General features: G+C 71.3%; 9 protein-coding genes. 8 read left to right on the top strand and 1 reads right to left on the bottom strand.

The window, feature by feature from the left end; genetic code table 11:
- Positions 1-46 precede the first annotated feature (46 nt).
- Positions 47-3,403: a S41 family peptidase gene (locus VGV60_10780; GenBank protein HEV8701743.1), complete on the top strand. Its 3,357-nt coding sequence runs from the start codon at positions 47-49 to the stop codon at positions 3,401-3,403.
- 36 nt (positions 3,404-3,439) lie between these two features.
- On the opposite strand, the gene VGV60_10775 is transcribed toward VGV60_10780, so the two are convergent.
- Positions 3,440-4,414 carry a DUF6268 family outer membrane beta-barrel protein gene (locus VGV60_10775; protein HEV8701742.1) on the bottom strand — a complete coding sequence of 325 codons (975 nt, stop codon included), beginning with the start codon at positions 4,412-4,414 and terminating at the stop codon, positions 3,440-3,442.
- A 146-nt stretch (positions 4,415-4,560) separates the two neighbouring features.
- Here VGV60_10775 and VGV60_10770 point away from each other — a divergent pair, with 146 nt between their 5' ends.
- The 7 genes from VGV60_10770 to VGV60_10740 all read left to right on the top strand — a co-directional run bounded on the left by VGV60_10770 (position 4,561) and on the right by VGV60_10740 (position 26,369).
- The gene (locus tag VGV60_10770; protein ID HEV8701741.1) at positions 4,561-5,139 is read left to right on the top strand and encodes a hypothetical protein; all 579 of its coding nucleotides are present in this window, start codon (positions 4,561-4,563) and stop codon (positions 5,137-5,139) included.
- A 348-nt stretch (positions 5,140-5,487) separates the two neighbouring features.
- Positions 5,488-9,699: a putative metal-binding motif-containing protein gene (locus tag VGV60_10765; protein HEV8701740.1), complete on the top strand. Its 4,212-nt coding sequence runs from the start codon at positions 5,488-5,490 to the stop codon at positions 9,697-9,699.
- 133 nt (positions 9,700-9,832) lie between these two features.
- Positions 9,833-11,056, top strand: a complete 1,224-nt coding sequence (locus tag VGV60_10760; GenBank protein ID HEV8701739.1) for an efflux RND transporter periplasmic adaptor subunit — start codon at positions 9,833-9,835, stop codon at positions 11,054-11,056.
- Positions 11,057-11,066: 10 nt separating this feature from the next.
- Positions 11,067-19,463, top strand: a complete 8,397-nt coding sequence (locus tag VGV60_10755) for an SDR family NAD(P)-dependent oxidoreductase (GenBank protein HEV8701738.1) — start codon at positions 11,067-11,069, stop codon at positions 19,461-19,463.
- The gene (locus VGV60_10750; protein HEV8701737.1) at positions 19,463-24,430 is read left to right on the top strand and encodes a beta-ketoacyl synthase N-terminal-like domain-containing protein; all 4,968 of its coding nucleotides are present in this window, start codon (positions 19,463-19,465) and stop codon (positions 24,428-24,430) included. The genes VGV60_10755 and VGV60_10750 overlap by 1 nt, the downstream gene beginning before the upstream one ends.
- The gene (locus VGV60_10745; protein HEV8701736.1) at positions 24,430-24,753 is read left to right on the top strand and encodes an acyl carrier protein; all 324 of its coding nucleotides are present in this window, start codon (positions 24,430-24,432) and stop codon (positions 24,751-24,753) included. The genes VGV60_10750 and VGV60_10745 overlap by 1 nt, the downstream gene beginning before the upstream one ends.
- Complete coding sequence (locus VGV60_10740; protein HEV8701735.1) at positions 24,750-26,369, top strand: alkaline phosphatase family protein; 1,620 nt, start codon at positions 24,750-24,752, stop codon at positions 26,367-26,369. The genes VGV60_10745 and VGV60_10740 overlap by 4 nt, the downstream gene beginning before the upstream one ends.
- Positions 26,370-26,374: the final 5 nt, after the last annotated feature.

Here is a 26,374-nt window from a genome sequence, read left to right as displayed (position 1 = left end):
CCACAACGGGTAGAAACGCGGCGCACCGCCAACCGAGGAGCCCCCGATGCGCCGCGCGCCGTCCCACCGCCTCGTTCCGCTGATCGTCGCCGTCCCGGCCATCCTGCTGGGCGCCCTGGCTCTGGCCTTGCCCCGGGGGTCGCCGGCGGCGGCCGAGCCGGACGAGGCGGCGGCGACCCGCCTGCTCCGCTTCCCGACCCTGTCGCGCGATGCGATCGCCTTCGCGTATGCCGGCGATATCTGGAGCGTGCCGCGCGCGGGGGGCGTGGCGCGGGCGATCACCACGGACCCGGGGATCGAGATGTTCCCGCGCTACTCTCCGGACGGAACGATGATCGCCTTCACCGGTCAGTACGACGGCAATCGGGACGTCTACGTCGTGTCCGCCTGGGGGGGCGAGCCGCGGCGCCTGACCTTCTGGGCCGACACCGGCCAGCCGAGCGAGCGGGCCGGGCCGAACAACATGGTGATCGGCTGGACGCCCGACGGAAAGCGGATCCTGTTCCGCTCGCGCCACCAGGCCTGGGAGGACCGCGCCGGGCGGCTGTACACCATCGAGCTCGACGGCGGACTGCCGGAGCCGCTGCCGATGCCCGAGGGCGGTCTCGCCGCCTACTCCCCCGACGGCCGGCGCGTGGTCTACAACCGGATCTGGCTCAACTTCCGCACGTGGAAGCGCTATCGCGGCGGAATGACCCCGAACCTCTGGATCTACGATCTGTCCGGGAACCGGCTCGACAAGCTGACGGAGAACGACAACAGCTCGACCGAGCCGGTCTGGATCGGCGACCGGATCTACTTCACCTCCGACCGCGATCGGACCGGCAACCTGTTCTCGATCGATCCGGCGTCCCGGCAGGTGGCGAAGCTGACCGACCACAAGGAATACGACGTCCGCTGGGCGAGCGGCGGCCCCGGGGGGATCGTCTACGAGAACGGCGGAGACATCTTCTTCTACGATATCGCCGCCTCACGCTCGTCGAAGGTCGCGATTCGCGTGCCCTCCGAGAGGCCGGCGGCGCGCCCCGGGTTCGTCGCGCTGGCGGACAAGATCACCGAGTTCGGCCTGTCGCCGGACGGCAAGCGCGCCTTGTTCGTGGCGCGCGGCGAGGTGCTGACCGTCCCCGCCGAGAAAGGGAACACGCGCAATCTGACCAACTCCTCCGGAGCGCACGATCGGGGGGCCTCATGGTCCCCCGATGGAAAGTGGATCGCCTACCTGTCCGACCGGACCGGCGAGGAGGAGATCTGGATCGCCCCGCAGGACGGCTCCGCGGAGGCGCGCCGCCTGACGACCGACGGCCACTGCTGGCGCTTCGCGCCCCTCTGGTCCCCCGACAGCCGGAAGCTCGCCTTCGCAGACAAGGACCAGAAGCTCTTCTGGGTCGACGCCGCGACCGGCAAGGCGACCCTGGCGGACCAGGCGAAGGAGTTCGAGATCTACGACTACGCCTGGTCTCCGGACAGCCGCTGGCTGGCCTACAACAAGCAGGACCCGGACCAGATGCGCCAGATCTTCCTCTACTCGCTCGACACCGGCAGGGTGACGCGCGTCACCTCCGAGATGAGCGACAGCCGCGCTCCCGTCTTCGATCCGCAGGGGCGCTATCTCTATTTCCTGTCCGACCGCGACCTCAACGCCAGCATCGGGAGGTTCGACCTGTCGTACGTCTACAACAACCTGACGCGCGTGTACGCGCTGACCCTGCGCCGGGATCTGCCGTCGCCGCTGGCCCCCGAATCGGACGAGGTCAAGCCGGGCGGAGCCGGGGAGAAGGCGGAGGACAAGAAGAAGGAGGAGGGCGCCAAGGACGCGGCCAAGGAGGTCCCGCCGCTCCGCATCGACCTGGAGGGAATCGAAGAACGCATCGCCGCTTTCCCGATGGAGCCCGCGACCATGTCGCACCTCGCGGCGGGCAAGACGATCGTCTACTACATGACCGGTCCCTCGCCGACCCTGGGCGGGGCGGGAGGCGGCGACGACGGGCCGAAACAGGCCCTGCACGCCTTCGATCTCGAGAAGCGGAAGGACGCCGTCGTGATCGAAGGGATCGACGAGTACGACCTGTCGGCCGACGGCGCCAGGATCATCTATCACTCGAAGGACAAGTACGGCCTCATCGACGCGAAGCCCGGCACGGCGCCGGCCAAGGTCGGCGACGGAGCCCTGAAGCTGGACGGCATGTCGATGCGCCTCGACCCGCGCGCCGAGTGGCGCCAGATCTTCGACGAGGCCTGGAGGCTGGAGCGCGATTTCTTCTACGTGCCGACCATGCACGGCGTCGACTGGCCGGCGATGAAGCGGAAGTACGGCGTGCTGCTCCCGTACGTCGCCCACCGCGAGTCCCTGACCTTCCTCATCGGCGAGATGATCGGCGAGCTGAACATCGGGCACGCCTACGTCGGGGGCGGAGACGCCCCGAAGGCGAAGACCGTCCCGATCGCGCTGCTCGGCGCGGACTACCGGCTCGATCCGTCGAGCGGCCGGTACCGCATCGATCGGATCCTGGAGGGGCAGAACTGGGTCGACGCGCGCCGCTCGCCGCTCACCGAGCCGGGCGTCGACGTCCGCGCCGGCTCATACATCCTGAAGATCGACGGCGTCGACCTGAAGGCGCCCGGCGTCCCCGACGAGCTCCTGCAGAACAAGACTTCCGGCACCGTGACGCTCACCGTCAGCGGCCGGCCGGACGGGAACGGGGCGCGCCAGGTCACGGTCCGGCCGCTCGCCGACGAGGAGGGGCTGCGCTACTTCGACCGGATCGAGACGAACCGCCGGAAGGTCGACGCGGCGACCGGCGGGAAGGTCGGCTACGTGCACATCCCGAACATGGGGGGGGACGGGCTCAACGAGTTCGTCCGCCAGTACTATCCGCAGATCCGCAAGCAGGGGATGATCATCGACGTGCGCAACAACGGCGGCGGCTTCGTGTCGGAGATGATCCTGGAGCGCCTGCGCCGCGTCCTGGCGGGCATGGGGAACAGCCGCAACGGCGGGGTCGGGACCTACCCCTCGCAGGTGTTCTACGGCCCGATGGTCTGTCTCATCAATCACTACTCGGCGTCCGACGGCGACATCTTTCCCTATTTCTTCAAGAAATACGGTCTCGGCCCGCTCATCGGCACGCGCACCTGGGGCGGCGTGGTCGGCATCCGCGGCTACTCGCCGCTCGTCGACGGCGGCTATGTCACGCGCCCCGAGTTCGGCACGTACGGCCTGGACAACCAGTGGATCATCGAGGGGCACGGCGTCGACCCCGACATCGAGGTGGACAACCGCGACGACCTGGTCGTGAAGGGACAGGACCCGCAGCTGGAGAAGGGGATCGAAGTCGTCCTGGCGGAGATGCGCAAGAGCCCGAAGACGCTGCCGCCGGTGCCGCCGCCTCCGACGAAGAACTAGGAGCCTGCAGAAGCACAGTGCCGGCTCGTTGGAGGGCTACTTCTTCCAGTCGTCGAGGATGCTCTTGCCGAAGGTGAAGCGCGCACCGACCTTCAGGTAGCCGGTCGCCACGGTGCTGTCGTCGACGAACTTGTCGCCGCCGATGTTCTCGTCGCCCGAGAAGGCGAACTGGAGGGTCTGCGTGGTTCCGCCCTGAGCATAGAGGGACACGGCGTCTCCCGTCTTCCATTCGAGCTCGGCGGTCAGCCGGCTCTGCAGGGTGCTCAGGTAGACGATCTCCGGCTGCCCGGGAAACTCGCCGTCGTTGGCGAAGCGGTAGCGATTGCCGGCGAACCCGAGGGCCAGCCGCAGCGCCAGGTCGTCGCGGATCCGATAACCCGCGCTGACCGAGAAGGGCAGCGTCCCGATCAGGGTCCACTTCGGGTTGATCCACCAGACCATTCCGAGGACGGGGAGCGCCAGCCCCTTTCCGAGCTGGTACGTCGCCGCTCCTCCGTACACCAGGGTGATCCACTCGCGGACCTTGTGGGTCCCGAGGAACAGGGCGTAGGGGCGCGCCTTGAGGTCGTGAATGGTGCGATCGTCCTCGGCGAAAGAGCCCCCGGCCGACGCGACGTACAGGTTGCTGTTCTTGCTCAGCCAGACGCCGCTCGCGGCCAGGACGCCGCTGTAGAGCTGGCGCTGCTCGCCGGTCAGGAACGAGATGTTCGGCGTCGAGCGCGAGGCCAGCACGTGGGCGAAGAACTGCGAGCCCCGGTACTTCTTGTCCCAGCGCACGTGAGTCTTGCCGAGCGGGATGTTGGCTGCGAACGACAGCGCGTCCGATCCGTACTCCTCTCCGGGCTGCTCGTCGAACGGCTTGTCCTGGAAGGTCTCGCCGGACAGATCGATCTGCGGCCGGAACAGGCGCAGGTCGATGTCCTCCTGCGCGAAGACGGCGGAGCCGCGGCCGATGAGAACGGACAGCGAAGCCAGGACGAAGCGCGCGGAACGGGACACGTGCGTGGCCACAGCCGCGCATCATACTTCATGGTCCCTCCCGTCGAACCACTGTTGCCGATCCCACCGTGCCGTGGTAGAACGTCCGGGACTTCGCAGCACGGGAGCGGCGCGGTCGGCACCCGATCATCCATCCGCAATTCAGGAGGGCGAACTCGATGAGACGAGCGAGCATGCGCATGGCGCCGGCGTTGGCCTTGTTGTTCTTCGTCGCGGGTCTCATCGGTCCGACGCTCGCTCATGCGGACTCGAAGGGGAACGTGAACTTCATCATCGGCGGGAAGGGGCTCGACAGCGACTGGGAGCCGAACGAGGACCAGGGGGAGTTCGGCGCCGAGGTGACCTGGGGTCCCGCCGACTGGCCGATCGCGTTCGCGACGGACATCCTGGCGTCGAGCGCCGGCGGCGATCTCCTGGGGATCGAAATCAACGATCAGTCTTCGGAGCTGGCCTTCGGCGTGCGCAAGATCTGGGAGGCAGGCCGCGCGCGCCCCTACATCGGCGGTGGCATCGCCAAGATTGACGCGCAAAGGGAAGCGAACGGCGTCACGAACGAGGACTCCACGCTGGGGGGCTGGATCGGTGCCGGCATCTTCTGGCGACTCGGATCGCGCTTCAACATCGGTCTCGCCGCCCGCGTCTCGCGCGGCGAGGTGACGGTGGCCACGACGAAAGGCGAGGCCGGCGGCTCGCACGCCGGACTCATCCTCGGCTGGGGCTGGCCGGCCCAGAAATAGCCTCGAAATCTCCCGGGCCACGACTCGAGGACGGCTTCCGTCCATACGGTGAACTGTGGCAGCGGAACGCCGAGAAACGGCTTGACAGTAAAGGACATTTGGCGTATTAGTCCACGCACAAATCACCCTTCGATTCGTCAGTACGGACGGGGATTTCGCGGCCAGGGGGTTGGTGCAGGCGAGAGCGGTCCACGCAGGTGCCCGGGGGAGTCCAAGGCGTGGATGGCCTTCCTGATGCCATTCCTTGTCATGGGCCGCCAGGTACACGATTGAGACGGTCGGTACGGTGTCCATTATTCTTTCACACATCCCATCCATGCTTCCGCCAACAGGCCAGGAGACACTACGATGAGTGACGTCAGGGGATTGAGAGTCTGTCGCGCGTTCGGACTCTGCGCCGTGCTCGCCTGCTTGATGCTGCTCCTGGCGATGGGCGGCGTGACGCCGGCCTACGCAGACTGCACCGACGACGACGGAGACGGCTACGGATCCCCCGCCAGCGGCGACTGCACCCACCCGGAGCTCGACTGCAATGATTCCTCCGCCAGTATCCATCCCGGGGCGACCGAACTGTGCGACGGCATTGACCAGAACTGCGATGGCAACGACACCGACACCTTCGACGTGGGCGATCCGTGCTGGATCGGCGATCCGTCCGGGTGCTCGTTCGGCGATGCCGGCGGCTGCTGCCTGACGGTTGGCGTCAAGACCTGCACGGACGACCACCTGGCCACCTTCTGCAAGCTCGGTCCGGAGGGCCAGAACCTCCAGTCGACCGAGGGACCCGCGGGGGCCGCGAGCTGTTTCGACGGCCTGGACAACGACTGCGACCTCCTGACCGACCACGAGGAGACCGACTGCCAGACCGCCGAGATCTGCAACGGCTTCGACGATGACAACAACGGCGCCGTCGATGACGGCTTCGGGCTGGGGTCGGCGTGCTCGGTCGGCACAGGCGCCTGCGAGAACTCCGGCACGGTCATCTGCAACGAGACCCATACCGGAACGACCTGCACCGCCACGGCGGGAGCCCCCAAGTCCGAGAACACGCCGCTGACCGGCCGGTGCGTCGACGGCATCGACAACGACTGCGACGGACTCACCGACCTCGCCGACCCCTCCTGCCAGACCGCCGAGAAGTGCGACGGCCTCGACAATGACGGGGACGGCACGGCGGACGAGGATTTCACCGATCTGGGGGACTCGTGCACGGTGGGGGCGGGCATCTGCCAGGCCAGCGGCACCATGATCTGCAGCCCCGACAGGACGGCGACCGTCTGCAGCGCCGTCGCGGGCGTGGCGAGCGTCGAGGGACCGAGCGGAACCACCTGCCACGACACGCTCGACAACGACTGCGACGGCTTCGCCGACGCGCTCGACGCGAGCTGCAGCTCCGCCAACCTGTCGGTCTCCTGCGCCCTGCCGTACACGACCGGGGCAAAGGGCAACGACTGCGGCGGCAAGCAGCAGAGCCGGATCAGCTTCAATGTCACCGGAGGCGGGCCGGCCGCCGTGGTCACGGCCGAGCTTCTGGCGCTCGACGTGAACGGCAACGTCCTGAAGATTCTCACGGTCCAGAACGGCGACATGGCGCAGCTGGCGAGCCGGAAGGATCCCTTCGATTTCAGGGCCGAAAGCAGGACGAACTCCAAGGGGACGGTGCACCAGGTGTTCGCGCCGATCCCTCTCCTGCGCGTCACGGTCCAGGACGGCCAGAACAAGGCCCAGGCGTTCTGCTCCAACATCCCGTACCTCGACGTCCTCGAGCCCTCCGGCACGGTGGTGACGGAGGGGGCGGGCGATACGACGCACGTCCTCGCCGCCATCCCGCTGGTGAACCCGGCCACCCTGCTCATCAAGGTGGACGGCGTCAACGTGGCGACGGCGCTGGGCCTCGACCCGGCGACCGCCTTCCCGGGCGGCCCGTACAGCGGCGACATCACGATCCACGGCGAGACGGTGCACGTCTCGGAGCTGATCGTGCGCAGCGGCGCGGTGGACGTCCTCAGCTCCAACACCGTCTCCCTGGATCTCGAGGGCCTTCCCTGCGGCGGCCACGTGATGGTCGTGGACGGCGACAAGCGGCCCGGCTCCTATCCCGACTTCCCGGCCGCCGTCTGCGTCGTGGACGACCTGCGCGACAAGGGGACCTCGATGTCGTTCAGCATCGACATCACGTCGCCGACCCCCCTCGAGGTCACGTCCGCGGTGCCGACCCCGGTCCAGGGGGAGATCTGCCACGGGCTGCAGATCGCCAGCGCCAGCGTCAACGGGCTGGATCTGCCGACCGCGGGGGCCGTCCTGACCCCCGGTGACGGCGAGGACTCGGGCGACACGTGGAAGCTGGCGATCAACACCGCCCTCGGCCAGACGGACATCGCCCAGGACCTGGCGACTGGGGACGTGGCCCTCGGCACCTTCGACGCCGGCTCGAACCGCCTGGTGGCCGATGCCACCGACGTCCAGGGGAACCGCGCCTTCAAATCGCTGATCTTCGCCACCGGCGACGTCGCGGCCCCGGGTGTCGGCTCGGTCGCCGCCGGCCGGTTCCGGTCCGACCTGCCGGACCAGGTGCGCGGCATGATCCTGAACGGCCTGATCACCGAATCCGGCAGCGTCGACATCCCGAACTCGTTCGTCGTCGGGCTGTCTCCGGCGGCCGTCCAGACGATCGTCACCAAGGGGTGCGAGACGGCGGCGACCATCTTCGTGAACGCCATGCACACCCAGATTCCGAACGGCAAGGTGGTCGACACGCGCGAGGTCAGCGGCGGGTGCTCCTGCAACCCGACCGTCACGACCCGCGTGCAGAGCATCGACATCGACCCGACGGCAATCTCCTGCCCGGTGACGTTCGAGAACGACAAGATCAAGGTCGCCATCAACCTGCCGCCCATGTCGGTCACCCTGCACGCGGGCGGCTCCTGCAAGACGACCGCCAAGGTCTGCATCCCGTTCACCGACATCTGCTCGCCGGGCGTCTGCCTCGCCGAAACGATCGTCGACACCACGTTCTCGATGACGGTGTCCAACATGGGCGTGAAGTTCGACATCACGGAGGGGCAGCTGGAAGGGACCTCCCCCCCGAACCCGCCGACCTCCGGCCACTGCGAGGCGGACCCTAGCATCCTGTGCTCGGCGCCGAGCGACTGCCCCGGCGCTCCCCCCAAGTGCATCGTGGCCACCTTCTCGACGGGCGGGCAGGTGACCGCCGAGGTCAACTGCCTGGCGTCGGTGTGCAACTGGATCCTGGACGGCCTGATCGCCATCAGCAACACGATCTTCGGCACCAGCTTCGACCCGGTCCTGGTCAGCTTCTCGTTCAGCCCCGACTTCACCACCGAGATCGGCGCGAACGAGCCGGACCCGATCGAGCTGGGGGAGATGAAGGTCGATCCCGAGCGCGTCGAGGCGTTCGGCCAGTCGCTGCGCGGTGATCTGGTCGACGTCGAGATCAACCCCAGCGGGCTGCGCGGCAGCCTGACGGGCCAGTTCGCCACGCTGACTCCGGATCCCGGCCAGCCCGAGACGCCGGGGGCCGTGCTCACGCCGGCGCCGCCTCCCGCGCCGCCGGTTCCGGGGGCGGGGAACGCCTTCGTGGTGGTCGCCGACGACACCCTCAACCAGCTGTTCGCCAGCATGACGTCTTCCGGCACGCTGCAGACCGGCTGCCAGAACTCCGGCAAGACGATCGGCGACCTGCTGCCGGCCAACTGCGAGCTTTTGACCGGGTCGACCTCGGGCGCCACGGCCTTCCTGCAGGGCGTCTGCCACGCCATCCGCGGCCACGACTGCGAGGCGCTGCCCGGGGCGACGTCGCCTGTCACCACCGGCGACCAGGCCACCGAGCAGGGGACCTGCCACGGCGTCAAGAGCGACAACTGCCTGGCCATCCCGATCACGACCGGCGGCGGGCTCGGGGCGACCGAAGTCCTCGCCTGCACCACCGCGCAGCTCCTGCACCTGAACATCGGTCTCGCCGCCAGCCAGCCGCTGCTGTTCTGCGTCAAGACCGAGATCCCGCCGCGCCTGTTCATCCAGGACGTCGCCGCGACGCCCGGCGTGGAGACCAAGCTCCGCGTCAACGACCTGGTCGTGGCGATGGTGGTCGACCGGAACGCCAACGGCCTGGACGGCACTCTGGCCTCGACACCGAACTGCTTCGGCACGGGGGCGACCGCCACCGGGGACTGCAACGCGTTCGGGGTGTGCATCGACTTGAACCTCAGGACCAGCCTGCAGTTCGAGACCTGCGCGGACGGCAAGCCGGGACTGACGGCCCACTACCTGGGGCTCGAAGCGCTCAACCGCCGTGCCGGGGTGATCTGCAGCGCCCCGACCGCCACCTCGGACGACGTCATCACGGGAGTGGCGGCCGAGAACAGCACCATCAACGTCCTGGGGACCAAGGTGGACGCCTTCACCCCGCCGGTGTGCGCCAACGGGCTCACGCTGAACGGGTTCGTGAACTTCCTCAATCCGAAGCTGATCGCGGTCGAAACGGACGGTGACACGACGTTCCAGGACTACATCGGCATCACCGGGGACATCGCACCCTGATCGCCGGCAAAGAGATCGAAGGCCCGGCCGCCTGACCGCGGCCGGACCCGTTCCCTGACGGGCTGGCCTCTCCGGATGCGGAAGAGTCGGAGAGGCCAGTCTATTTCGGGGAGCCATACGGAGGACGACGAGCATGCCCCAGACAGCCACAGGACCCCGTCCGGCGCCGTCGGTCCCGCCCGCGCCGGCCGACGCGAAGGGGCGGGCGGCACGCGATCCCCGGGGAGCGGCCGCGCAGAAGAAGCGCTCGTGGTGGAGGACGGTGCTCGCCTGGACCATCCGCCTGGGGATCGTCGCCGTCATCCTGTGGGCCCTGTTCCTCCCCTACCCGTACCAGACCGGCGGCCCGTTCCGCTTCCTGCCGGCGAAGCGCGTCGAGGTGCGCTCCGAAGTCGAAGGCCTGGTGGACACGATCCTGGTGAAGGAAGGCCAGTGGGTCGAGAAGAACCAGAGCCTCGCCACGCTCTCGGGCCGCACCCATCAAAAGAACCTGAAGGCGGCCCAGGCCAAGCTCGACGAGGCCAAGGCGGACCTGCAGCTCCTGAAGGCCGGGGCCCGGCGGGAGGAGATCGAGCGGGCGCGGGCCGACGTGCGCACCGCCGAGACGAGCCTCGCCTGGAGCGGGCCGCGCGCCGATCGCTTCGCCCAGCTGTTCGAGCAGAAGCTGGTGTCCGAGCAGGAGTACGAGAACGCCCTGAGGCAGCGCGACGTCGACAAGGCGATGCTCGAGGAGGCGAAGGCGAACCTGAAGGTCGTCACGAGCGGCGCGCGCCCCGAGCAGGTCAAGGCGGTCCAGGCGGAGATCCGCAGCCTGCAGGCGCTGGTGGACAACTACCGGACCGACGTGCAGCGCACGACGCTGAAGAGCCCGATCGCGGGCTGGGTGGTCACCCCGCGCATCGAGGAGATGGCCGGGACCTACCTGAAGCCGGGGCAGCGCGACCTGGTCGTGCAGATCGAAGACTCCCGGACCATCCGCGCCGAGGTGGAGGTGCCCGAAGAGGACGCGGGGGCCGTGAGCGTGGGGGCCGGGGTGAAGGTCGTCCCGTGGGCCTTCCACGAAGTCACCTTCCACGGCAAGGTCGTCAGCATCGCGCCGGTCGCGGCGAGCAACGCCGCCGAATCGAGCACGGCGACCGTCGTCGGAGCGGGGCAGGGGGGGACGCAGGTCTCGCTGTCCGGCTCTCCGGAGCGGGCCGTGCGCGTGATCACCGAGATCCCGAACCCGGACGGCGTCCTCAAGACCGACATGACGGGGTACGCCAAGATCGCCACGGGCAGGCGTCCGGTCTGGGACGTCCTGTTCCGTCCCATCATCCGCTGGTTCAAGGTGGAAGTCTGGTACTGGATTCCCTGAGCCTTCTGATATGCGCGAGTTCCGCATTCTCTGCCTGACACCTCCGGGGCCGGCCGACCCCGCGGTCGCCGCCGCGGCGTCCCGCGCCGGCGCCCTGGGCGTTCTCGATCTCGAGCTGTGCTTCGACGAGCCGGGTGCCCGCCTCGCCCTCGGCCGGCTGGAGCGCCTGGCCCGCGCGGCCTGCGGCGTGAAGCTCGACGGGACGCGCATCCCCTTTCTCGATGCCATGGCGCGCGCCCTCCCCGACCGGGTGCGCACCGTCATCCTGACCCCCGGCGACCCGGCGCTCCTGGGCCCGCGCATCGGCGCCTGGCGCGCCGCCGGCATCGAGGTCCTCCTGGAGGCGGTGTCCACGGAGGAGGCCGCTCTGGGCGCCGATCTCGGCGTGGACGGCCTCATCGCCAAGGGACACGAGGCGGCCGGCCGCGTGGGCGACGAGACGACCTTCATCCTGCTGCAGCGGCTCCTGACGCGCGGCTCCCTGCCGGTCTTCGCGCAGGGCGGCATCGGGCTGCACACCGCCGCGGCCGCCTGCGCGGGCGGCGCCGCGGGCATCGCGCTCGACGCGCAGCTTCTCCTGACGCGCGAATCGCCCCTGGGGCGCGCCGCGCGCGAGGCGATCGCCCGCATGGACGGCAGCGAGACGACCCTCTTCGGCTCGGCCCTCGGAGAGACCTGGCGCCTGTACGACCGATCCGGCCACGCCCCGTCGGACGACCTGCGCGGGGTCGAGCGCGTCCTTCAGGATGGCGGGCCGGCAAGCGCCGGGCGACTGGCGGACTGGCGGCGGGGGATCGCGGAGCGCGCCGGATGGGACGACCCGAAGCGCCGCGTGATGGTCCTCGGCCAGGACGCGGCGTTCGCCGCGCCTCTCGCGAAGAGCTTCCGGACGGTCGGCGGGGTCGTCGAAGGGATGCGCCGGGCGATCGAGTCGCATGTCAAGGCGGCGGTGGCGCTCAAACCCCTCGAGCTGGGTTCCCCCCTGGCCCGCTCGCACGGGACCCGCTATCCGATCGTGCAGGGACCGATGACGCGCGTGAGCGACACGGCGCCGTTCGCCCTCGAGGTCGCGAAGGGAGGCGGCCTGCCGTTCCTGGCGCTGGCCCTGATGCGGAAGGCCGAGGTGCGCGCGCTGCTCGAGGAGACCCGCCGCGTGCTGGGGGACAGGCCCTGGGGCGTGGGCATCCTCGGCTTCGTGCCGATCGAGCTCCGCCAGGAACAGCTCGACGCGATCGACGAGTTCCATCCTCCCTTCGCGCTGATCGCCGGCGGGCGCCCCGACCAGGCGAGGCGGCTCGAGCGCGACGGCATCGCGACCTACCTGCACGTCCCCTCGCCGGGCCTTCTGAAGCTCTTCCTGGAAGGGGGCTCGCGCCGCTTCGTGTTCGAGGGGCGCGAGTGCGGCGGCCACGTCGGCCCGCGCTCGTCCTTCGTGCTCTGGAACTCGATGGTCGACACGCTTCTCGAGTCGCTCCCCGCCGACCAGCTGGCGGAGTGCCACGTGCTGTTCGCGGCCGGGATCCACGACGCCCTGTCGGCCTCCATGGTGGCGGCCCTGGCGGCCCCCCTGGCCGAGCGCGGCGCGCGCGTCGGCGTGCTCCTCGGCACGGCCTACCTGTTCACCGAGGAGGCGGTCGCGTCGGGCGCCATCGTCCCCGGATTCCAGGAGTCGGCCGTGCGCTGCCGGCGCACCGTCCTCCTGGAGACCGGACCCGGGCACTCGACGCGCTGCGTCGATTCGCCGTTCGCCGCCGCCTTCGAGAGCGAGCGCCGCCGGTTGACGGCCGAGGGCCGCCCGGCCGAGGAGATCCGCAACGCCCTCGAGGCGCTCAATCTGGGACGACTGCGCATCGCCTCCAAGGGGGTCGATCGCCACCCCGGCTTCGGCCGCGACCCGGGCGCCCCGAAGCTCCAGCCGCTGACTCCCGAGGAGCAGCAGGTCCAGGGGATGTTCATGATCGGCCAGGTGGCCGCCCTGCGCGACGCCACCTGCACCATCGAGGCGCTGCACCGGGACGTGTCGGTCGCCTCCACCGCGCGCCTGGCGGAACGTGCCGCTCCGTCCGTCGTCACGGCCGGGGCCGCCACCCGCGAGAAGCCGTCGGACGTTGCCATCGTCGGCATGGCCTGCCTCCTGCCCAAGGCGCCGGGACTGTCCGCGTACTGGGAGAACATCCTCGACAAGGTGGACGCGATCACCGAGGTCCCGGAGGACCGCTGGGACTGGACGCGCTACTTCGACCCCGATCCGAAGGTGCGCGACCGGGTCTACTCGAAGTGGGGCGGCTTCGTGGACGACGTGCCGTTCGACCCGATGCGCTACGGCATGCCGCCCAATTCCCTGTCCTCGATCGAGCCGGTCCAGCTCCTGACGCTCGAGGTGGCGCGCGCCGCCCTCGAGGACGCCGGCTATCTCGACCGCGCCTTCCCGCGGGAGCGCACCTCGGTCATCCTGGGGGCCGGCGGCGGCATCAGCGAATTGGGGAACCTGTACGCCTTCCGGTCGCAGCTCCCGAGCTTCTTCGACGCCCCCATGCCCGAGCTCATGGCGCGCCTCCCGGAGTGGACCGAGGACTCCTTCCCCGGCATCCTGCTCAACGTTGCCGCGGGGCGCGTGGCGAACCGCTTCGATCTCGGCGGCGCCAATTTCACCGTGGACGCCGCCTGCGCCTCGTCGCTCGCGGCCCTCTACCTGGCGGTCAAGGACCTGGAGACCGGCAGCAGCGACATGGCCCTGGCCGGCGGCATCGACACGGCGCAGAACCCGTTCATGTTCCTGTGCTTCAGCAAGACGCGCGCCCACTCGCCGCGCGGCCGCTGCCGCACGTTCGACGAGACCGCCGACGGCATCGTCATCAGCGAAGGGCTCGCGATCCTGGTGCTGAAGCGCCTGGCCGACGCCGAGCGCGACGGCGACCGGATCTACGCCGTGATCAAGTCGATCGCCGCCTCGAGCGACGGGCGCGACAAGGGCCTCACGGCGCCGCGGCCCGAGGGGCAGGCGCGGGCCCTCGATCGCGCCTACGCCAAGGCCGGGTTCTCCCCCGCCACCGTCGGGCTGATCGAAGCGCACGGCACCGGCACGGTCGCCGGCGACCAGGCCGAGGCGACGACCCTGAAGCGCGTCTTCGAGGCGGCGGGAGCCTCCCGCCAGTCGTGCGCCATCGGGTCGGTCAAGTCGATGATCGGCCACACCAAGTGCACCGCCGGCGTGGCCGGCATGGCGAAGGTCGCGCTGGCGCTGTACCACAAGGTCCTGCCGCCTACATTGAATGTGGAGAGGCCGAACGCCACGGCACGCTTCGAGGAGAGTCCGTTCTACGTCAACTCCGAGCTGCGCCCGTGGCTGTCGCCGGCGGCGGGGCACGCCCGCCGTGCCGGCGTGTCGGCGTTCGGATTCGGGGGCACGAACTTCCATGCCGTCCTCGAGGAGCACGCCGACGAGATCGCTCCCGACAGGCCCGCGCTCCGGGAGCGCTCCGCGGCCGAGATCTTCCTGTGGCGCGGCCCGTCGCGGAGGGAGATCGAGGACGGGGTCGGGAGGGTCCAGGCCGCCCTGGGGCGCGGCGCCCGCCCGCAGATGTCCGACCTGTCCTGGACGCTCTGGCGGCGCGCCGCCGAGAGATCGGACCCCACGCTCACGCTCGCCGTCATCGCCTCGTCGGCCGAGGAGCTGGATCGGAAGCTCCAGGCCGCGCTCGAGCGCCTGCGCGCCGGCGCGACGTCGATCTTCGATCCGTCGGGGACGTATTTCACCGAGGCGCCGTTCGGCAGGGGCGGGCGGATCGCCTTCCTGTTCCCCGGTCAGGGCTCGCAGTATCCGGACATGCTGCGCGACCTCGCGGTCCGCTTCCCCGAGGTGCGCCTCGAGTTCGAGCGGGCCGAGGCCGCGCTCGCCGGCCGGCTCCCGCTGCCGCTCGGTCGCTACGTGTTTCCGCCCCCGGCGTTCACGCCGGACGAGGAGCGCGCCCGCCGGGAGGCGCTGACGCGGACCGACGTCGCCCAGCCGGCCCTGGGGGCGGCGGGCCTGGCGGCGCTGCGCCTGCTCCACCTGTTCGGCGTGCGCGCCGACATGGTCGCCGGACACAGCTACGGCGAGTACGCCGCCCTGTGCGCCGCCGGCGTGTTCGACGAGGAGACCCTGGCGCGGCTGTCGGAGGCCCGCGGGCGCTCGATCCTCGAGACGGCGAAGGACGACCTCGGCACCATGGCGGCCATCGCCGAGACTCCCGCCCGGATCGCCGAGGCCCTGCGGCCGATCAAGGACGTCTGGATCGCCAACCTGAACGCCCCGCGCCAGACGGTGATTTCCGGGACGCGCGAGGGGGTGCGTCAGGCGATCGATCGCCTCAAGGAGGACGGCATCGAGGCCCGCCCCCTGCCGGTGGCCTGCGCCTTCCACTCACCGGTCATCGCGCCCGCCCGGGACCGGCTCGCCGCCGTCCTCTCCGAGGTGACCTTCACCGCGCCGCGGATGGAGGTCTTCTCCAATTCGACCGCAACCCCCTACCCGCGCGATCCGAAGGCGGTCGCCGCGCTCCTGGCCGAGCACCTGGTCGAGCCGGTGCGCTTCGCCGACGAGGTCGAGGCGATGCACCAGGCCGGCGCGCGGCTGTTCGTCGAGGTCGGGCCGAAGAACGTCCTGACCGGCCTGACGCAGCAGATCCTGAGCGAGCGCCCGCACCTGGCGGTCGCGTCCGACGTCCCGGGACGTCCCGGGCCGGTGCAGATCCTGCACCTCCTCGGGCAGCTGGCGGCGCACGCCGTGTCGATCGACCTGGAGGGTTTGTTCCGCGGCCGGACGGTGCGCGACCTGGACCTGAAAGACCTCGAATCGGACGCCGCCGCCCTGCCGCTCTCTCCGGCCACCTGGATGGTCAACGGCGCCTCGGCGCGCCCCCTGGGCCAGCCGCCTCGTCGCCTGACGCCTGTCTCCCTGCCGCAGCCGCCCGCTCCGGAGCCGGCTGCCCCGGAGACCCCCTTCGCGGACGCTCCGGCCGCAACCCCCGCCGCCGCGACCGAAGCCGCAACCGGCGAGGACGCCACGGCGCAGGTGGTGCTGCAGTTCCAGCAGCTCATGAGCCGCTTCCTCGACACCCAGAAGGACGTGATGCAGGCCTTTCTCGAAGGGAAGGGAGCCGCCGCGATCGGCGCGCCGGCCGAATCGCTCCCGGCCCCGTCCGCCTCGAGCAGACCGGCCGCCGAGGCTGCGACCCTGCCGGTCGCCGCCGTCGTCACGGCGTCCCTGCCGCCTGAAGATTTGAAGCGGCGCCTCCTGACCATCGTCGGCGATCGCACCGGCTACCCGCCCGAGATGCTCGATCTCGACCTCAACATCGAGGCCGATCTCGGCATCGATTCGATCAAGCGGGTCGAGATCCTCGGCGCCTTCCAGCGCGCCTGCCCCGCCGACCTGCAGCACAGGCTGCAGGATTCGATGGAGAGCCTGTCGCGCATCCGGACGCTGCGCGGCATCCTCGACCTCGCGGCCGCCGCGGGGACCGCCGCTGCCCCTGCCGCGCCGCCGGCGGGCCCCGCGAACACGGCCTCGTTGTCGGCGGAGGAGATGAAGCGGCGCCTCCTGGCCATCGTCGGGGATCGCACCGGCTATCCGCCCGAGATGCTCGATCTCGACCTCAACATCGAGGCCGATCTGGGCATCGACTCGATCAAGCGGGTCGAGATCCTCGGCGCCTTCCAGCGCGCCTGCCCTGCCGATCTGCAGCACGCGCTCCAGGATTCGATGGAGAGCCTGTCGCGCATCCGGACGCTCCGCGGCATCCTCGACCTGGCGGCCGCCGCAGGGACCGCCCCGGTCGCGCCGCTGCCGATTGCGTCCGCGCCGGCCTCCGTGCCGGCAGCTTCTGCACCGGCCGCTGACTCCGTGGCCCCGGCCCGCCCGGCGGGGAGCGCCGGGCGGAGGGAGGCACAGGACGTTCCGCGCTTCCTGCTCCGCCCGGTCGAGCTGCCCGCGGCCGGCGGGCCGCCGTATGCGCCGGGGGACCGCACGGTCCTGATCACCGACGACGGGCTCGGGACGGCCCGGTCCCTGGCGGCGATGATCCAGGAGCGCGGCGGACGGGCCCTCATCACGGACCCCGCCGATGAATCGGGAATCGCCGAAGCGCTCGCCGAAGCGCGGGCGCAGCACGGCCCGATCGGGACGGTGGTGCACCTCCGGCCGCTCGCGGCCGGGGCGGCCGGAGCCGACACCGATCCGGCGGCCTGGAAGCCGGCGATCGATCGCGAGATCCGCGGCCTGTTCGAGCTGGCGCGGGCGGCGAGCGCCGACCTCCGGGACGCCGGCGACGCCGGGCGGCTCCTGGTCGCCACCGCGATGGGCGGCGCCTGCGGTCTCGATCGGAAGCCGGCGGACCCCTTCTTCCCCGGGCAGGGAGGCCTCACCGGGCTGATCAAGACGATCGCCCGCGAATGGCCGGAGACGCGCTGCAAGACGGTCGACTTCGACGCCCCCTCGACGCCTCACGAGCGTGCGGCCCTCCTGCTCCAGGAGCTGGCCGCCCGGGACGACGAGGTGGAGGTCGGGTACAGGGGGTCCCGCCGGATCGCGGTCCGCCCGCTGCCCGCCGCTCTCGCCGGCGATGCCGCCCGGGAGCCCGGGCCCGATTCGTCCTGGGTGGTCCTGATCACCGGAGGAGCGCGCGGCATCACCGCCGAGATCGCGGAGGAGCTCGCCGCGCGCTACCGGCCGACGCTGGTCCTGACCGGACGGACTCCTCTTCCCGAGACCGCCGAGCCTGCCGCAACCTCGGGCGCCGCCTCGTCTTCCGACCTCAAGGCCGCCCTGATCGACGAGGCGCGCCGCTCCGGCACGGCGCAGACGCCGGCGGCGATCGAGACGGACCTCAAGCGCATCCTCCGGGACCGGGAGATCCGCGCCCGTCTCGAGTCGATGCGACGGGCCGGGGCCACGGTGCGCTACGAGCCGGTCGACGCGCGTGACGACCAGGCGTTCGGGCGGCTCATCGACGACCTGTACCGGGACTACGGCCGGATCGACGCCGTCATCCACGGCGCCGGCGTCATCGAGGACAAGCGGATCGAGGACAAGACCCCCGCGTCGTTCGATCGGGTGTTCGGCACCAAGGTGGACGGGGCGCTCACGCTGGCCCGCCGACTGCGGCCCGAAGATCTCAAGCTCTTCGTCCTGTTCGCCTCGGTCGCGGGACGCTTCGGCAACGCCGGGCAGTGCGATTACGCGGCCGCGAACGAAACGCTCAACGCCCTGGCGCTCCATCTCGACCGTCTCTGGCCCGGGCGGGTGCTGTCGATCAACTGGGGCCCCTGGCGGTCCGGCATGGCCTCCGCCGAGGTCCAGGAGCGCTTCGCCGCCCGGGGTGTGCAGCTGGTCTCCCCCGCCGGCGGCCGCCCCGCGTTCATCCAGGAGATCGAGCGGGGGGCCAAGGGGGAGGTTGCCGTGGTCCTGGGGGACGGGCCGTGGCGCGCGTACGCGGGGGCGTCCGCTCCCGTGACCGCCCGGGCGGCACGCATGGCGCTGCCGCTGCTCGACGGCCTGGAGGCCCGGGCCTCGGACGGCGGCGGAATCGAGGTCCGGCGCCTTCTCGATCCCGCGACCGACCTGTTCCTGCTCGACCACCAGATGGACGGCAGGCCGGTCCTCCCGGCGGCCGTGGCGATGGAGCTGTTCGCCGAGATCGTCCGCCATGGCTGGCCCGAATGGGAGGTCCAGGCCATCCAGGAGTTCCGCGTCCTCCAGGGCGTCGTCCTGAAGGACGGGCCGCGGGCGATCGTCATCCGGGCGCGCGCCGCCACGCAGCCCGGCCAGGAGAGGCTCGAGCTGTCGGTGGACGCCGTCATCGCCGATCCCGAGTCGGGGCGGCCCTTCTACCAGGCCACCGTCCTCCTGGGGGACCGGCTGCCGCCGCCCGCCTCCGGGGCCCCCGCGCCCCTGCGCGACCCGCGTCCCTACCCGACGAGCGTGGAATCGGCGTACGAGAGCCTTCTGTTCCACGGCCCCCTGTTCCAGGGAATCCGCACCATCGAGGGCCTGGGAGAGGAGGGGATCTCGGGCACGGTCCTCCCCTCGACGCCCGCCCGCTGCGTGCGCGGCGCCGGCACGGGGGACTGGCTGATCGATCCGGTGGTGGTGGACAGCGCCTTCCAGCTCGGCATCCTGTACGCGCGCTCGCACTACGACATGACGCCGCTGCCGGCGCGCTTCCGGAGCTTCCGTCGCTACGCCCCGTTCAACGGCTCCCCGATCCGCTGCGAGTTCCGCTCGCAGGCGCGCGCCGGCGGCCACGTGCTCGACATCCAGATCGCCTTTCTGGACGGGAGCGGGCGCCTGCTCGGGGCGCTCGAGGACATGGAGCTTTCCTGCAGCCGCGAGCTGAACCGCCTCGCCGGACCGCGGGGGCGCGCCTGATGACCCCGGGCCGGCGTGACATCGCCATCATCGGGATGGCCTGCGTCTTCCCGAAGGCGCCGGATCTCAGGACCTACTGGGAGAACATCCTGGGCTCGGTGGACGCCATCGGCGATCCTCCGGCCGGCTCCGGCACGGAGCGGGTCTTCGATCCGTCCTCGAACGACAACGACCGGCTGTACACCAAGCGCGGCGGCTATCTCGGCGACATCGTCCGGTTCGATCCTCTGGAGTACGGCGTCATGCCGCGCGCGGTGGACGGCTCCGAGCCGGAGCACTTCCTGGCGCTGCGGCTGGCGCACGACGCCCTGAAGGACAGCGGCTACCTCGAACGGCCGTTCAACCGCAAGGCGGCGGGGCTCATCCTCGGGCGCGGCACGTACGTGAACCGGGGCGTCATCTCCTGCTTCCAGCACACCATCGTCGTGGACGAGGTCCTGTCGCTCCTCAGGACGCTCCACCCGGAGCACGGCCCGGAGGATCTGGAGGCGATCCGGCGGAGCCTGAAGGCCGGCCTGCCGCCGTTCAATCCGGAGACCGCCCCCGGCCTGGCGCACAGCGTCATGGTCGGCCGGGTGGCGAACCGGCTCGACCTGATGGGCCCGGCCTTCACGGTGGACGCCGCGTGCGCCTCGTCGCTCATCGCCGTGGACGCCGGCATCAAGAGCCTCGCGACCGGCGAGTGCGACCTGGTCCTGGCCGGCGGCATCCAGGCCTCGACGACCTTCCCGATCGCGCTCCTGTTCTCGCAGCTGGGGGCGCTGGCGCGCAGCGGGCGGATCCGGCCGTTCCATCCCGACGCCGACGGGACGCTCCTGGGAGAAGGGGCCGGCATCGTCGTCCTGAAGCGGCACGCCGACGCCGTGCGCGACGGCGATCGCATCTACGCCATCATCCGGGGCCTGGGCACGTCGAGCGACGGCAAGGCGATGGGGATCCTGGCGCCGCGCCTCGAGGGCGAGGAGCTGGCGATGCGCCGCGCCTACGAGTCCTCCGGCATCGATCCCCGGAGCATCGGCCTGGTCGAGGCGCACGGCACCGGCACGCCGGTGGGGGACGCCACCGAGATCGAGGCGCTGCGCCGCGTGTTCGGCGACGGCGACGGGCAGCCGCGCCTCCCGGTGGGCTCGGTCAAGTCGATGATCGGCCACTGCATCCCGGCGGCGGCCGCCGCGGGCCTGATCAAGACGGCCCTGGCGCTGCATCACAGGATCCTGCCGCCGACGCTCGGAGGGGACGCGCCCCATCCGAAGCTCCTGGGGAGCGGCTTCTACCTCAACACGCAGACCCGGCCCTGGATCCACGGCGGCCACGAGCCGCGCCGGGCCGGCGTGAGCGCCTTCGGCTTCGGCGGCATCAACGCCCATGCGATTCTGGAGGAGGCCCCTGCCCCGGCGCGCGCGATCGCGCGATCGGCCGCCGTCTTCCTGTCGGGGGCGCAGGCGGGCGTCGCGCCGGCCGAAGCCCCGGCCCCGCGGCTCCTGCATGCCCGGCGCGACTCGGAGCTCTACGTCGTCGCGGCCCCATCGCGCGACGAGCTTCGCGCGCGCGTTTCGGCCCTCGGCCGGTTCGCGAAGGTGAACCCCTCGGTCGCACCGCACGACCTGGCCCTGACGGTCAACTGTCCCGCCTCCGCCGCGCCGGGGGGCGCGCACCGCCTCGCGATCGTCGCCGCGTCGCTCGAGGACCTGGAGAAGAAGGCGGCCTACGCCGCCGAGCGCCTGGGGGATCCGGCGTGCGGCCGCATCAAGGAGAGGAGCGGCATCTATCATTTCGGGGAGCCGCTCGCGGAGGCGGGAGGGCTCGCGTTCCTGTTCCCCGGCGAAGGGGCCCAGTACGCCGGCATGCTGGCCGACCTGTGCCTGCACTTCCCGGAGGTGCGGGAGTGGTTCGACCTGATGGACCGGGCGTTCCGCGATCACGATCGCGGCTTCGTCCCGAGCGAGGTCCTGTTCCCGCCGCCGGCGGTCGGGCGGATCGAGGCGGCCCAGCGCCTGTGGGAGATGGACAGCGCCATCGAGTCGGTCTTCGCCGCGAACCAGGGCCTTCTCGCCCTCCTCGATCTCCTGGGCGCGCGCCCCGGGGCCGTCGTCGGCCACAGCACCGGGGAGTACTCGGCGCTCCTGGCCGCCGGGGCGGCGCGGGTCCCCGACGAAGCGAGGCTGATCGACTACATCCTCGACGGCAACCGCGCCACCGAGCGCGCCCGCAAGAGCGGCAAGGTGCCGTCCGCGGCGCTGCTCGCGGTGGGCCCGGCCGATCCGGAGCTCCTGCGCGTGCTGACCGGGAGCGCCTCGGGGCTCGACCTGGCCATGGACAACTGCCCGCACCAGATCGTCGTGTGCGGCAGCGACGAGGCGATCGCCCGCGCCCAGGCCGACCTGCGCGCCCGGGGCGCCGTCTGCCAGCGCCTGCCGTTCAGCCGCGCCTATCACACCGCCCGCTTCGCCCCCGTCGTCGAGGAGCTGCGCGAGTACTATGACCGCGGCGACTTCGCCGCCCCGGAGATCCCCCTCTACTCCTGCGCCACGGCCGGCCCGGCGGGGACCGATCCCGTGGAGATCCGCCGCGTGGCCCTCGAGCAGTGGATGAAGCCGGTGCGCTTCCGCGAGACGATCGAGGCGATGTACGCGGCCGGCACCCGCATCTTCGTGGAGGTCGGGCCGCGCGGCAACCTGACGGCGTTCGTCGAGGACACCCTGCGCGGCCGGCCGCACCTGGCGGTGGCCTCCAACTTGAAGTCGCGCTCCGGCATGCTGCAGCTGCACCATCTGCTGGCGCTGCTGGCCGCCCACGGCGTCCCCCTGACGCTCGAGCCTCTCTATGCGGACCGCGGCGCCCGCCGCCTGCCGGAGGAGCCGGTCCGCGAGGGGACGCGCCTGCCGGCGAAGCCGGACCGGTCGATGGCCCTGGCGTTCGACCTGCCGCAACTCCGTCTGGACGACGCTCTCGTCCGCGGCGTGGCCGCGCGCGCCGAGGCCGCCCGGAGGGAGGTGGCCACCCGGGCCGCCGCTGCCGGATCGGCCGCCGCCCAGCCGGCGGAGCCGACCGGCGGAACGCAGGCGGTGATCGCCCGCGCCACGCCCTCCCCGAAGGGAATGTCCGCCGCGATGAGCGAGTACCTGCGCACCATGGACAGGTTCCTCGCCACGCAGAGCGAGGTGATGCAGGCGGTCCTGGCGCGCGGCGGCAACGGCCGGGCCGGCCGGGTCGCGCCCGCTGCCCCGCCGATCGCCGCACCCGAAGCCGCCCCGGCCGCGGCCCGCCGGACCCTCGCGTTCCTCGCGGATCCACCGCGGCGCGAGCCGGACGGCTCGCTGGTGTTCCGGAAGGCGCTCGATCCGGACGAGGAGAGATTCCTGCTGGACCACACCCTCGGCGGGCGGATCGCGGAGGATGCCTCGCTGCGCGCGCTGCCGGTCTTCCCTCTCGCCATGAGCCTCGAGATGATGGCCGAGGCCGCAGTCCTCGCCCTGCCGGGACTGCGCGTGATCGGGGCGCGATCGGTCCGCGTGCACCGCTGGCTGGCCTTTCCGGGAGGGCGCGTGAGCCTGGAGGTGACGGCCGCCCCGAACGCCTCCACCCGCGAGGTGACGGTGCGAATCGCCGAAACCGCTGCGGCGGCCGGGGGCGCGCCCCTTCCCACGGTCGAGGGGACGATCCTGCTCGGCGAGCGCTTTCCCGACGCGCCCCCCGCCGGCCCGGCCGACCTGGGAGAGCCCCGCGCGTTTCGCTGGGCGCCGGAGGAGCTGTACGCCGAGGGGAGGCTGCACGGCATGTTCCATGGCCCCTCCTTCCAGGGCGTCGTGTCGATCGATCGGGCCTTCGACGCCGGGGCGGAGGGGACGCTGCGCGTGCTGCCGGCGCGCGGGCTGTTCCGCTCGCGGACGGACGCGGAGCTCGTCCTCGATCCGCTGCTCCTGGACGCCGCCAGCCAGGTGGTCGGCTTCTGGACGGCCAATCGCCTGGACCGCGGCTTCGTGGTCTTTCCCGTCGGCTTCGAGCGCCTCGATCTGTTCGCGCCCGCCCCGCCGCCGGGGACGGAGGCCGCCTGCCGGATCCGCGCCCGGCTCGCCGCCGGGGAGCAGATCCTGGCCGACCTGGAGGTGGTGGCGCCGGACGGACGGGCCCTCCTGCGCCTTTCCGGCTGGGACGTGAAGCGCATGGATCTGCCGGAGCGCTTCTACGCCTACCGGCTGTCGCCGCGCGATGTCATCCTGAGCACACCCCTTCCGGCCCCGCTCCCGGTGCGCGACAGCGTCGTCTGCTGCCGGCTCGACCTGCCGGACCGCCTGATGGAGGGGGACGGGCGGATCTGGCGCGAGGGCCTGGCGCACACGGTCCTGTCCCACGGCGAGCGGCAGGCCTGGCGGGGCCTGCAGGGGTCGGAGGGGCGCCGGACCGAGTGGCTCCTGGCCCGGTCCGCCGCCAAGGATGCCGTGCGTCTCTTCCTGAAGGAGCGGCGCGGCCTCTCGGTCTATGCGGCCGACGTGGAGATCGGCGCCGACGCCCTGGGGCGCCCGATCGCCTCGGGCGCCTGGGTGGAGCGCGCCGGGGGCGCCCCGGTCCTGTCGATGTCTTCGGGCGGCGGGGTGGCGGTCGCGGTCGCGGGTGAAGGCCGGAGGGATCGCGGGCTGGGCATCGTCGCCGAGCGCGTCTCGCCGGCCGGCGCGCGCCCGGAGGACGGATCCTTCAGCCCGGAGGAGGACCGTCTGCTGGGCGCCCTGGAGATCGCCGAGCGGCCGGAATGGACCCTGCGGATGCGCTGCGCCAAGGAGGCCGGGGCGCATGCGCTGGGGCGGGGGATCCCTTCGGCCCGCGGCGCGCTGCGGGCGCTGTCGATCGACGCCGGGCGCGGCACCGTCCGGATGGGGGTCGACGGCCTCGACGCCGCGGACGTCACGGCCTGGACCGGCAGGGATGGAGATCTGATCGTCGCCACCGCACTGTGCGAAGGGGGTCAATGATGGAGAGTCAGCAGGCAGGCGCCGCCGCCAGCCCGCGGGGAACCGTCCTGGACGGCGTCGTGGACATCCTCGAGGAGATGACCAAGGAGTGGGACACGGGCTTCTCGGGTCGCATCGGCCCCGAGACGTTCCTGATGAACAACCTGACGTTCGAGTCGATCGACATCGTCATGCTGATCGTGGCCGTCGAGGAGCGGTTCGGGAAGAAGGGGATGCCTTTCGAGGAGCTCCTGATGGTCGACGGCCACTATGTCGACGACCTCAAGGTGTCCCAGATCGCCGCCTTCCTCGAGAAGCAGCTCGGCGCGGGGGCCACGGCATGAGCCGGACGCTCCTCCTCGGCCTGGACGGCGCCACGTTCACCGTCCTCGACGCCCTGATGTCCCGGGGCCTCATGCCGACACTCAAGAGGCTGTGCGACGCCGGGGTGCGCGCCGGCCTCATGTCCACGGCCAACCCGCTGACGCCGCTCGCCTGGACCTCGCTCCTCACCGGGCGCAGCCCCGGGCATCACGGCATCTTCGACTTCGTGCGGGTCGAGCAGCACTCCAGCCATCCGCATTTCCGCCTCGCGACCTCCAGCGACATCCGCTGCCCGACGATCTACGCGCGGATCGGCGAGCAGGGACGACGGAGCGTCTCGCTGAACTTCCCGGTGATGTTCCCGCCGCGGCCGATCGACGGCTTCCTGATCCCCGGGTTCGTGCCGCACCGGCACCTGCAGCGCGCCATGCACCCGCGCGAGCTGTACGAGCGCCTGAGCGCCCTCCCGGACATCGCGCTGAAGGACCTGCCGGTCGACTTCGAGGACGAGCGCCGATCGGTGCAGGTCCTCGCTCCCGAGCGCCACGAGGAGTGGGTGCGTTTTCACATCCGGCGCGAGCGCCAGTGGTTCAACGTCCTCGATCACCTGATGCGGACCGAGCCCTGGGACCTGGCGTCGGTGGTCTTCGACGGCGTGGACAAGCTGCAGCACGCCTGCTGGCGGTTCATCGACGACGGCCTGTTCGCCACCTTCGGGGCCTCCGAATGGGCGCAGCGGGTGCGCGAGCTGTGCCTCGACTACTTCCGGCAGCTCGACGAGCTGATCGCCCGGGCGATCGATCTGGCCGGTCCGGAGACGCGCGTGTTCCTCGCCTCCGACCACGGTTTCGGCCCGTCGGACGAGATCTTCTACGTCAACACCTGGCTGGCGGAGCAGGGCTTCCTGGCGTGGAAGGACGACGCCCCCGTCGCGCCCGAGGGGTACATCAACACCGAGGGGATGAAGGCCGCGGCGTTCCTGTTCGACTGGAGCCGGACCAGCGCCTACACCCTGACGCCCGGGAGCAACGGCATCTACATTCGACCGGGCGGCGTGCCCGGCGCGCCGCCCATGAGCGACGCGGAGCGCGCCTCCCTGCGCCGGCGGATCATCGACGGGCTTCTCGCGGTCGTCAACCCGAAGACCGGCGAGCGCGTCGTCCGCCGGGTCATGACCCGCGAGGAGGCCTTCCCCGGCCCGCACTCCGGCCTGGCCGCCGATCTGACCCTGGTCCTGCGCGATTTCGGCTTCGTCTCGGTCACCCGGTCCGACGCCATCATCAAGACCCGGAAGGAGGTCGCGGGCGTGCACAACCCGCGCGGCATCTTCCTGGCCGCGGGCCCCGGCATCCGCCGCGGCGCGACCGTGGGGGATCTGTCGATCCTGGACGTCACGCCGGCCCTCATGCACAGCCTCGGGCTGCCGGTGCCGGAGGAGTTCGAGGGGCGCCTGCCGGTCGAGATCTTCGAGGACGCGCACCCCGTGACGCCCGCCCCGATGGCGTCGATCGCCTCCGGAGCAGCCCTGCCGGCCGAGCCGGTCGCCGCGGCGATGGCGGCGGCCGAGCCCGGCATGGACGCCGAGGGGGAGGCGACCGTCATGGAGCGCCTGCGGGCGCTCGGCTACATCGAGTGAGCCGG

The sequence above is a fragment of the Candidatus Polarisedimenticolia bacterium genome, assembly GCA_036001465.1.
GTDB lineage: Bacteria > Acidobacteriota > Polarisedimenticolia > Gp22-AA2 > Gp22-AA2 > Gp22-AA3.
Note: the sequence above shows the minus strand (reverse complement) of the source record. Positions and strands in the feature narration are given on the sequence as shown.